Origin of the sequence: Halomonas sp. BL6, from assembly GCF_006228115.1 — a bacterium.
In the GTDB taxonomy this organism is placed as follows: Bacteria; Pseudomonadota; Gammaproteobacteria; order Pseudomonadales; family Halomonadaceae; genus Vreelandella; species Vreelandella piezotolerans.
The window spans coordinates 52,335-62,738 of sequence record NZ_VDGL01000010.1 but is presented as its reverse complement, the minus strand read 5'-3'; the positions used below and the strand labels follow the sequence as shown (position 1 = coordinate 62,738).

Annotated in this window: 8 protein-coding genes and 1 rRNA gene; 4 read left to right on the top strand and 5 right to left on the bottom strand. The window is 57.3% G+C overall.

What is annotated here, in order from left to right:
- Positions 1–87: ribosomal RNA gene (gene rrf / locus FHJ80_RS17130) — 5S ribosomal RNA — on the top strand; the annotation flags it as partial.
- Between the two features lie 273 nt (positions 88–360).
- Here rrf and guaD read toward each other — a convergent pair.
- From guaD to xdhA, 4 genes are read right to left on the bottom strand one after another with little or no spacing between them, the layout of a single operon-like run.
- Positions 361–1,671 (bottom strand): guanine deaminase, encoded by a 1,311-nt coding sequence (guaD, locus tag FHJ80_RS17125; protein ID WP_139528546.1) that lies wholly within the window; start codon positions 1,669–1,671, stop codon positions 361–363.
- Between the two features lies 1 nt (position 1,672).
- Entirely contained in the window at positions 1,673–2,542 is an 870-nt protein-coding gene (gene xdhC, locus FHJ80_RS17120; RefSeq protein WP_139528545.1) for a xanthine dehydrogenase accessory protein XdhC, read from the bottom strand.
- A complete protein-coding gene (gene xdhB, locus FHJ80_RS17115) occupies positions 2,539–4,962 on the bottom strand; it encodes a xanthine dehydrogenase molybdopterin binding subunit (protein ID WP_139528544.1) in 2,424 nt (807 codons plus the stop codon). The genes xdhC and xdhB overlap by 4 nt, the downstream gene beginning before the upstream one ends.
- Positions 4,946–6,397 (bottom strand): xanthine dehydrogenase small subunit, encoded by a 1,452-nt coding sequence (gene xdhA / locus FHJ80_RS17110; protein WP_139528543.1) that lies wholly within the window; start codon positions 6,395–6,397, stop codon positions 4,946–4,948. Before xdhA ends, xdhB begins: the two co-directional genes overlap by 17 nt.
- Positions 6,398–6,598: 201 nt before the next feature.
- Here xdhA and FHJ80_RS17105 point away from each other — a divergent pair, with 201 nt between their 5' ends.
- Together FHJ80_RS17105 and hrpB are read left to right on the top strand one after the other, a co-directional pair.
- Positions 6,599–7,249, top strand: coding sequence for a TetR family transcriptional regulator C-terminal domain-containing protein (locus FHJ80_RS17105; protein ID WP_139528542.1), 651 nt, complete (start codon positions 6,599–6,601; stop codon positions 7,247–7,249).
- A 3-nt stretch (positions 7,250–7,252) separates the two neighbouring features.
- Positions 7,253–9,697: an ATP-dependent helicase HrpB gene (gene hrpB / locus FHJ80_RS17100; protein WP_139528541.1), complete on the top strand. Its 2,445-nt coding sequence runs from the start codon at positions 7,253–7,255 to the stop codon at positions 9,695–9,697.
- A gap of 14 nt (positions 9,698–9,711) precedes the next feature.
- On the opposite strand, the gene FHJ80_RS17095 is transcribed toward hrpB, so the two are convergent.
- Positions 9,712–9,936, bottom strand: a complete 225-nt coding sequence (locus tag FHJ80_RS17095; protein WP_139528540.1) for a hypothetical protein — start codon at positions 9,934–9,936, stop codon at positions 9,712–9,714.
- Positions 9,937–10,175: 239 nt separating this feature from the next.
- On the opposite strand from FHJ80_RS17095, the gene FHJ80_RS17090 reads away from it, so the two are divergent.
- Positions 10,176–10,349: a DUF2970 domain-containing protein gene (locus FHJ80_RS17090; protein ID WP_139528539.1), complete on the top strand. Its 174-nt coding sequence runs from the start codon at positions 10,176–10,178 to the stop codon at positions 10,347–10,349.
- Positions 10,350–10,404: the final 55 nt, after the last annotated feature.

The following is a 10,404-nucleotide window of genomic DNA, read 5'->3' as shown; positions in this document are numbered from 1 at the left end:
TGATCCCATGCCGAACTCAGAAGTGAAACCGCTTAGCGCCGATGGTAGTGTGGGGTCTCCCCATGCGAGAGTAGGTCATCGTCAGGCACTTATTTAGAAACCCCGGCCATCTGGTCGGGGTTTTGCTTTTTAGGGGTCTCCCCCTGAAGAGTAGCGGAGCGCCGCCCGGGTCATCGTCAGGCACTTATATCGCAAAGAACCCAGCCAAACGGCTGGGTTTTTTGTTGCGCGCTCGATAAGCCCCGTACACACCGTGTGCGGGGCTTTTTGCCGTTTGGGCCATAACCGGTCTGCGCTGCCGTGGAAGTGACAAAAGCCGCTGATGAGAAGCGGCTTGTCTAGCGAGCGTCGATTTCGCAATCAATCCCGGCGATGCTGGCAAACGCCGCCTGCCCAGGTTTCATAGATGGCGCGATCATCGGCCAGCATCATGAGGGCGAAGAGGCGCTCGCCCAGCGTGGTGCAGTGCTGAATGCGGCGCTCAAGAAGCGACGTGGCATGTGGGTCGATGACGACGAAATCGGCTTCGTAGGAGGGGGCAAGTTGCCCAATGTGATGATCCAGTGACAGCGCTTTGGCGTTACCGTGGGTCAAGCCGTAAAAACCTTGCCATGCCGTCAGCGGTTGGCCGCGCAGTTGGCCCACCTGGTAAGCGCTTTTCAACGTTCCGAAACCCGAAAGATCGGTACCGGCACCAATATCGCTGGCGTAGGTAAAGGACATACCTGTTTCTTTTGCAGCGTCTCGATCGAAAAGTCCACTACCCAGAAATAGATTAGAACTTGGGCAGAACGCAATGTTGGCGCCTCGTTCGGCTAGACGTTGACGCATGCCGTTGTCGAGATGAATACCGTGAGCAAAGGTGCTGCGAGGGCCTACGAGGCCAGCGTCCTCGTACACCGCTAGATAATCTCGACTGCCCGGGAAAAGTTCGGCCACCCAGTCGAGTTCGCCGCTATTTTCGGCAAGGTGCGTTTGCAGCCATAGCGATGGGTCGTTGCGTAGCAGGGCACCCGCCGCATCCATTTGAGCCTTCGTCGACGTGGGCGCAAAGCGAGGCGTTACACTGTAACCTAGCCGCTGTTGGCCGTGCCAATCCTCGATCAAACGCTCCGTATCGGCAATGCCCGTTGCACCGTCCATTAATGCGTCGGGCGCATTGCGATCCATCAAGACTTTTCCAACGAGCATGCGTAACTGGCGCTTCTGGCAAGCACTAAAGAAGGCATCGACCGATCCTGGGTGGCTAGAGCCGAATACTTGAGCCGTCGTCGTGCCGGCTCTTAGCATCTCGTCTAGAAAGGCATTGGACAGCGCTTGTGCATGGGCATGGTTGGCAAAGCGGCACTCCTCAGGAAAGGTATAGTCATTCAGCCAGTCCAAAAGCTGGCGGCCATACGACGCCATGATATCGAGCTGAACATAGTGTACGTGGGTGTCGATAAAACCGGGCAGGATCAATTTGCCGCGATAGTCGAGGATCTGGCTGTGCAGCGGAAGTTGATCGACGAGATCGGCGTAGTGGCCAACCGCCTGGATATGGCCCTCTCGAAGCCACAGGACACCATCGTTGTAATGCTCGAGGCTGCCAGGTGTCGGCAGGTCATCGTCCCCTGGGTCACGAGCAAAGCTCACCAGCTCTGCACGAATCAACGTATCGGTAGAAGTCATATTAGCTCGAGGATGTCGCCGTATCGTTAAATAGAAAGCGCAGAACAGCGGGCTCAAGCCCGCGTGTTTGTCGATCAATGGGTTTGTCAGTTAGTGATAAAAGCTCGGTGACGACGGTCATGGCAATCGCATAGGGCGTTTTGTTGCTAAGTTTGTTGCCGTGGATCGCGCCAATAGGGCAGCGTACGCGCTGAATCTCGTTGGGTTGAAAGCCATCACGCGATAAGCGTCGTTGGAAGCTTACCCATTTACTGTCTGAACCGATTAGCCCAATGGTGGTTATGTCCGGGCGTTTGAGTAGTGCTGCAATCAGGGCGTAATCTTCATCGTGGCTGTGAGTCATCACAAGAGCGTGGCATGCGGCAGGGAGGGCCATGATGCAAGAAGTCACGTTTTGCAATAGATGACAGCTCAATCGCGGCTGTTCGTCTGCGCAGTTGCGGAAACTGTCGCTGCGGCTATCGTACCAATCGATATGCCAAGGAAGAGGGGCGCTCAGTTTGACGATTTCATGGCCGACATGACCAGCGCCAAATAGCGCGAGGCGTGGGGAAGCGCCTGGGAATACCTCGAGTAGCACGTTGACGAAGCCACCGCAGCACTGACCGCTACGACCGCCTAGGGAAAAAGCCTCGAGATGAAACCCAGCGTCTCCTTGTCGCAGTAAACCTCTGGCAGCGCTAATGGTTTGCCACTCGAAGGTGCCACCCCCCAGCGTGTCGAAAAGAGCATCATCGGTAATCACCATGCGAGCTCCCGGCTCGCGGGGGGTCGAACCTGCACACGTCACTTGGGTCGCGAGGACATGCGGCGTACCGCTTTGCTGTAAACGATGAAGCGCAGCATGCCAAGTGTCAGGGGGCGTGGTCATAACGCTTTTTTCCTAATCGCATGGGCTGCAAGCATGACTCTTTCCGGCGTGGCGGGGGTGTCTAAGTGAGGGGATGTACGATAGTCCGTCAGGCTCGACAGTGCGTCTCTTAGCGCCGACCACACGCAAATACCCAGCATGAAAGGGGGTTCGCCCACGGCTTTGGAGCGGTATAGGCTTGCCATGGAGTTAGGGTGCCCCTCCATGAGCTCGACATTGAAGACGCGGGGTAGGTCACCGTAAGTAGGGATTTTATAGGTCGCCGGTCCGTCGCTCATCAGCACACCTTTATCGCTCCATTTGAGCTCTTCGCTGGTCAACCAGCCCATTCCCTGAATGAAGCCTCCTTCGATTTGGCCGATATCGATGGCTGGGTTGAGTGAGTTGCCGACATCGTGGAGGATGTCCACTCGGTCGACGAGATATTCACCGCTTAGAGTGTCGACACTCACTTCGGCGACCGCTGCTCCAAAGGCATAGTAGTAGAAGGGACGACCTTGCCCCGTCGCTCGGTTGTAGTGAATCAAAGGGGTTGCATAGAAGCCTTTTTCCGACAGCGAGACGCGGTTCAAATATGCCGTTTGGATGAGCTCTCCCCACGGGATGCGCCGTTCGCTCTCTCCGCTGCCTGCGACCAGCATGCCATTTTCCAGTCGCATGCCCTCGCGATCTAGCCCCTCCTCGAAATGTCCAGCGGCAAAATCGAACAGCCGCTCACGAAGTTTACCGGCGGCATCTCTGGCCGCCATGCCGTTGAGATCGGCACCGCTAGAGGCGGCGGTGGGCGACGTGTTGGGGACTTTGTCAGTGCGCGTTGCGCTGATGCGGACGCTGTCTAGATCCAGTCCTAGTTCACGGGCAACCACCTGGCAAATTTTCGTGTGCAGCCCCTGGCCCATTTCCGTACCGCCATGGTTGATCATGATGCTGCCGTCGGTATAAACATGGAGCAGAGCACCCGCCTGATTGAGGTGCTGAGCGGTGAATGAAATCCCGAATTTAACCGGCGTCAGCGCTAGCCCTTTTTTGATGACGGGGCTTGTCGCGTTGAAGTCACGTACCTGTTGGCGTCGCGACCAGTAATCGCTACTGGCTTCCAGCGTATCGACGAGCGTATGCAGCAGTTGCTTTTGATCCACCTGCTGACCGTAATGCGTTGTGTCTCGACCCTCGCGATAGAAATTGCGCTTACGAATGGTGAGCGGGTCTTCGCCGACGTGACGGGCAATGTCATCCATCGCCGCTTCAATGATCATCATGCCCTGTGGACCACCAAAGCCACGGAAGGCGGTATTGGACGCCGTGTGGGTTTTGGCACGGTGGCCGGTAACGCGGGCATCACCCAGTGAGTAAGCGTTGTCCGCGTGGAACATGGCACGATCCACGATAGCGTCCGAGAGGTCAGGTGAGTAGCCGCAGTCGCCGATGACGGTGATATCGCCACCTTGAATCACGCCGCGAGCGTCGATCGCCAATCGGTATCGATTATGAAAAGGATGGCGCTTGCCCGTGATTCGCATATCGACACTTCGTGGTAGACGCAGCCGCGTAGCTCTGCCCGTACGGCGCGCAATGATCGCAGCGATGCATGCCCAGGGCGATGCTTGCGTCTCTTTGCCCCCAAACCCGCCGCCCATGCGGCGTACCTCCACCGTCACTGCATGGAAAGGGATACCTAGCACCTCGGCAACCAGCTTTTGCGTTTCGCTGGGGTGCTGGTTCGAGGTATGCACCATGACGCCTTCGTCCTCGGTGGGGATCACCACACAGGCCTGGCCCTCGAGATAAAAGTGCTCCTGTCCTCCGATGAACAGGTCGCCGTCGACCACCTGCTCGGCACCTTCTAGTGTTGCTTCCCAGTCCCCACATTCTTGTACGTGGGTAGGGCGAACGACCTCTTGCCGTTCGGAGGAGGCGACTGGATCGAGACTGGCTGGCTGCTCATCGAACTGCATCGAGGCCAATGTGACTGCTTGACGAGCGGCCTGATGAGACGTCGCCGCTACGGCAAAAAGACACTGTCCGGCATAGCTGATGTCGTGATCAACGAAAATCGGGTCGCCGGGAAACACGGGGCCAATGTCGGTATGGCCAGGAACATCGTGAAAGGTAATCACATCGACCACGCCAGGCGCCTGACGTACAGCGTCCAGCTCCAACGATACGAGCTTGCCGTGAGCGATGGGCGATAGTCCCAGCGCTATATGGAGCGCATCCTGGGGCGTCTTGAGATCGTCAATGTAGGTCGCTTTGCCGGTCACATGTTTTTCGGCACTCTCGTGAAAGCTGGAGGCACCGGCTTGCCGCTGCCCGTGACTGTCGACCGTATGGCGGGCCAGTGGACCAGAGCCCTGGATGTGATCGCGTAATTCGCGACGAGCACGGCGACTATCGCCATCGAGCTTAGTGAGCGTACGCATCGAGCATCACCTCCTGTGTCGGTGCCGAGAGCGAGAGATAAAGCCGCTCCATGAGGTTAGCAGCGGCTTGCTGTCGATAGTGTCGACCGCCGCGTACGTCGCTCATCGGCTGAAAGTCATCGGCGAGTGCTTGCTGAGCAGCTTGGAAGGACTCTTGCGATACGGGGGTGTTCGTCAAAGCGGCTTCTGCTTGCAAGGCGCGCTTGGGTACGGCAGCCATGCCGCCAAAGGCGACGCGCACATCGCTCAAAACACCGTCACTCAGGCGATAGTGAAAGGCGCCTAACACGGCCGAAATATCGTCCTCACGGCGTTTAGAGAGTTTCCACACTTTCAGGTCGCAACCTTCGGCCAAGCGAGGGAGGAATATTCGGCTAATGATTTCATCGTCAGCGAGCGCCGTTTTTTTATAGTCCAAGAAGAAATCGCTCAGAGGGAGTAGGCGGCGACCGCCCTGATGGACAAGCTCTATCGAGGCGTTCAGCGCTAACAGCACCGGTGGTGTATCGCCAATGGGCGAGGCATTGGCGATATTGCCGCCTAGCGTGCCTCGATTGCGCACCTGTTGAGAACCAAGTCGCTGTAGCAGATGAGCAAACGCCGGGAAGTGCGCTTCGAATAGCGGCTCTAACTGGGAATAGGTAACGCCTGCGCCTATCCACCAACCGGGCTGCTCTGCCAGTGTGGCTTCCTCGATGTGGTGAAGCGATTCGACGCGTGTGACATCGATTAATTGATTCAGCGTAGCAAGTCGCTGAGTGTTTTCGAGCCATAGATCGGTAGCGCCTGCGACCAAGCGCGCCGAGGGATAACGGCGGCGAAGAGCGGTCAGCTCTTTAAGCGTGGTGGGCTGCGCAAAGAAGCGGGAGACGGTCTCTTCCAGGCAGGTGGGCGTCAGTGCTGACGGACATGGCTGAGTGGCGTCGAACCACTGCGGCGTCTGCCACTCGTAGGACGACATGCTGAGGGCAGCATCCCGAATAGGGCGATAACCGGTGCAGCGACATAGGTTGCCCCCCAACGAGGCTTCCAGTCGCTCCGGACTTAAAGGCGCCGGTCGCTGCTGTTGTTGGGCGTGAAGTGTGAAGAGTGACATGACAATACCAGGCGTACAGAAGCCACATTGACTTCCATGGCACTCGACCATCGCGCGTTGCGCCGGGTGAAGCTGTCCATTGACCGATAAGCCTTCTACCGTCACTAGGTGCTGACCCTGTAATTGATGGGCAGGTGTAATACAGGCATTGAGACTGGCAAACTCAGAGGCTGTAGGGCCTTTCATCGCCACGGTGCAGGCGCCGCAGTCTCCCGAAGCGCAACCCTCTTTCGTACCCGTCATGCCCAAATGATCGCGCAACAACGTTAGAATGCTGGTGTCAGGGGGCACCTGACACTGGGTCGGGGTGCCATTGAGCAAAAACTCAATTGTCGCCATGCCAAACTCCGTTATGATTGTTCTGACCGATTGGTCAATATCGTTGAGCTTGGGACAAAACGGCGCACCTTGCAAGACTTTGTTAAACACGATGTGTCACGCACTTTTAAAGTGCATTTTACTGAAAGTGCACGGTAATGTGGCGTGCTGCCCAGTACCGCTGACCCGTTCGCTAGCGAGCGATCATAAGGAGCCTACTGAATGTCGGTCGATACCGCGAATCCAGAAAACGCCAGCAGAGAACGTATCGAACAGACCATCTTGAGCGCGGCTGAACAGGTGTTTTCGCAGCATGGTTATCGGGGGGCGAGTCTTCAAGCGATTGCCGATCTTGCCGGGCTGCCCAAAGCTAACGTTCTCTATTACATGGGGAGCAAGCAAGCACTCTATGTACGTCTATTGAACCGAATGATGACGCGATGGAACGCGGTGCTAGAAGATATCCATGAAGACAGCGATCCTGCCCAAGTACTCCGCGACTTCATACGCACCAAAATGGCGCTGGGGCAGCGCTATCCAGAGGGGTCAAAACTGTTCGCAGCGGAAATTCTGGCGGGGGCACCGTTTTTGAAGGAGTACCTCTCCGGTGAGCTCAAAGCGTGGGTCGCTTCCCGTGCCGCCATCATGCGCGCGTGGTCGCGGCAGGGCAAGATGGATGATGTGGACCCACGCTGGCTGATTTTTTTGATTTGGTCAGCCACCCAGCACTACACGGAATACAGTGCTCAGGTATCCGGTATTCTTGGCGAGGAATCCCTTGGCGAGGCGGATCTGTTGTCCATTTGCCAATTCTTGGAGCACGTCATTCTCAAGGGGTGCGGTATTGCACCCTCTGACGCGCTGACCCAATGACCCATGAGTACATCGCTTCCTATTGAGCAGCATCTGAATCAAATTCGTTCCGTGCTGGCGAGCCAAAACCGTCTGATACTCGTAGCGCAGCCAGGAGCCGGTAAAACCACGCGCGTACCGCTAACGCTGCTGTCGTGTGCGTGGGCGCAGGGGCAGAAACTGCTACTGCTGGAGCCGCGTCGGGTTGCCGCCAAACTCGCCGCCACCTTCATGGCGGCCCAGCTCAATGAGCAAGTGGGTGAGACCGTTGGGTATCGGATGCGGGGCGACAGCCAAACTGGCCGTAAAACCCGGCTGGAGGTGGTCACGCAGGGCGTGCTTATTCGTATGCTGCAGGATGACCCGTTATTAGAGGGCGTAGCGGGAATCATTTTTGACGAGTTTCACGAGCGAAGCCTTGAGGCAGATTTAGGCCTCGCTCTGGCGCTCGATGTGCAAGAGAGCGTGCGTGACGACCTGCGTCTATTGGTAATGTCGGCCACCTTGGATGTGACAGCGCTCAAGCGAGTGTTAGGGAGTGATATAGCGGTCATCGAAAGCGAGGGGCGAGCCTTCCCCGTCGAGACCCACTATCGACCGCCGTTGGGGGAAGCTTCGCTGAGCGACACCGCGCTGCGAGTGCTTCATGAGGCCCTGATACGTCCAGAGAGCCAAGACGTTCTGATAATCTTACCCGGCGTAGCCGACATCGCTCAACTCGTTGACGCCGTGGAAGAGAGCCCTCTGGATGTCGAGGTGCACCCGCTGCATGGAAGGTTGCCTTTGGAGTTACAGCAGGCGGCCATGCGGCCACGTGCAGAGCGTCGGCGGGTGATCGTCTCGACCGCGATTGCCGAGTCCAGTGTGACGATCGACGGTGTCAACGTCGTGATCGATGCAGGATTCGAGCGGGTGCCTCTGTTCAATCCTAGTACGGGGCTGACCAAACTAACCACCCGTCGTGTCAACAAGGCGAGTGCCGATCAGCGTCGTGGGCGTGCCGGTCGCCAGCAGCCGGGCGTCTGCTATCGGCTTTGGGCTGCGGAACAGCCCCTGGTGGGCTATGCGGAACCGGAGATACTTCAGGCCGATTTATCCAACCTCGTGCTAGAAACCGCCCTATGGGGTGTCCATGAACCCAGAGCTTTGTCGTGGGTCACATCGCCTCCTGAGGGGGCGCTGAGATCGGCTCAGGCGCTTCTGGATCAGCTTCGCTTACGAGCGCCAGGCGGGGGATTGACGCAGCTCGGTCGGCAGAGTGCGGCGCTAGCCTTGGAGCCGCGTTTAGCCGCCATGCTAGTGGGGGCGAAAGCTTTGCAGGCGATACCTCTGGCCTGTGCACTGGCAGCATTGATGGAGGGCCGAGAGCGGGTGCAAGGGTCGCTGCGTGATGCGCTGACCCAGCGATTGCAAAAGCCTTCTGCTTTTTCGCAATGGCATCAGCAGACCCAGCGCCTAGCGAGGTCGATGGACGTCTCCATGCCTCGTGTCGTTGATCTAGGGGCGCTCAGCGCTCTGCTGTGTTTGGCATACCCAGACCGTGTCGCCCAGCGCATCGGCATTGGGCGCTTCAAACTGGCGAATGGCAAAACGGCAACGCTGCCTGAGCGTCATCCATTTGCCCAACACGACTGGCTAGTGGCGGTAGCGATCGAGAGTGCAACCAGTGAAGCCCGCATTTACGTCGCAGAACCCATCACGATAACCACTTTGGTCCAGCTCTATCCTGATACCGGACGTTGGGAAGAATGCGTGGGCTGGTCGGAGGAGCAGGGTAAGCTGGTCGGCGAGGCCGTACAGCGGCACGGCGAGCTGGTGTTAGCCGTTCGTCCGTTGCCCCAGCTGTCGGCAGAGGCGATGGAAAAAGCGCTCCTAGAGGCGCTCAAGCAACGCCCGCAGCTAGTGATAACGGAGGACGTTCGCCAATTGCAGGGGCGAATGGCGTTGCTCTCACGACTATGGCCGGAGCAGTGGCCCGATTGGTCGGAGGCGGTGCTAATGGGGACGTTGGAGACGTGGCTGGCGCCCTATGTCGCGGGGTTGACGCGCATGGCGCAGGTCGAAAGGTTGCCATTTCATAGCTGCCTCATGAATACACTGGCGTGGGAGCAACAGCAGCAATTGGAGCGCTTGGTGCCAAGCGTGATCACGGCGCCGAGCGGTCGCGCCATCAACGTGGATTACGCGCCGTGCCAAGTGGAGCAGGCGCCAGTATTGGCATTGAAGCTACAAGAGGCTTTTGGTTGGCAATCAACGCCTACCGTCGTCGATGGGCGTGTATCGATAATACTTCATTTGCTGTCGCCTGCGCGGCGCCCGCTTCAAGTGACTCAAGATTTAAAGAGCTTTTGGATCAATGGTTACCCTGAGGTACGCAAAGAGATGCGGGGTCGCTATCCCAAACACCCGTGGCCAGAAGATCCGCTAACGGCTCAAGCCACGGCGTCTACCAAACGACGGCACGAATGAGGGGCTAGGCAGATTCAGTCGTTATCGTCACTGTCTGCGTTAGGGAGTTCTCCCGGTTTACGATAGCGAACGCCGTCAGCACGAGGCTCTTCGTACCGGCGATTCTCATCTTCAGCGACGACGCCCAATACGGTTTCCTGAGAGCCGTCTGGCCATGTGTAAGTCGTGCATCCAGTGAGCAAAAGAGAGGAAAGCATGACGATGCAGACGCGCTGTGCGACGCCACGATGCTTGGGCATAGAAGACTCCATTGACAGTCCATTGCGGTAGCGACAAATGTTCGACAAGTGTGAATGGACCCACGTTTTGCCGCAAGCTTATTCATAGCAAAGTGCTGCTGTTATGACTGATCATGCGTGGCTGCTTGAATTTCGAGCCGCAGCAAGATGCTCAAAATTGCCTATCATCAACGGTAGGCGGGTGCTCTAACACAGCGGCCGAATGTAACGTGACATGCCTGAGCAATGAGGGAGTAGCTATGTGGTCAGTCATCAAGTCGGTGCTGGCAGCGCTGATCGGCGTTCAGAATGACCGTCAACGGCAGCACGATTTTTCGAATGGCAAGCCTGCTGCGTTCATTTTCACGGCGATCGTCGTCACGTTGTTGTTCGTTCTGGTGCTAGCGAGCATAGCAATGTTTGCCGCGGGGTGAATCGTTGAGAAACATCACGCTTGCAGTGCGTGACGAATGCCATTTGTTTTCTATA

Excerpts from the sequence above, each read along its gene's own strand:
- FHJ80_RS17090 (WP_139528539.1), top strand. The coding sequence starts at position 10,176 with ATGTGGTCAGTCATCAAGTCGGTGCTGGCAGCGCTGATCGGCGTTCAG.
- FHJ80_RS17095 (WP_139528540.1), bottom strand. The coding sequence starts at position 9,936 with ATGCCCAAGCATCGTGGCGTCGCACAGCGCGTCTGCATCGTCATGCTT.
- xdhB (WP_139528544.1), bottom strand. The coding sequence starts at position 4,962 with ATGCGTACGCTCACTAAGCTCGATGGCGATAGTCGCCGTGCTCGTCGC.
- xdhA (WP_139528543.1), bottom strand. The coding sequence starts at position 6,397 with ATGGCGACAATTGAGTTTTTGCTCAATGGCACCCCGACCCAGTGTCAG.
- hrpB (WP_139528541.1), top strand. The coding sequence starts at position 7,253 with ATGAGTACATCGCTTCCTATTGAGCAGCATCTGAATCAAATTCGTTCC.
- xdhC (WP_139528545.1), bottom strand. The coding sequence starts at position 2,542 with ATGACCACGCCCCCTGACACTTGGCATGCTGCGCTTCATCGTTTACAG.
- FHJ80_RS17105 (WP_139528542.1), top strand. The coding sequence starts at position 6,599 with ATGTCGGTCGATACCGCGAATCCAGAAAACGCCAGCAGAGAACGTATC.
- guaD (WP_139528546.1), bottom strand. The coding sequence starts at position 1,671 with ATGACTTCTACCGATACGTTGATTCGTGCAGAGCTGGTGAGCTTTGCT.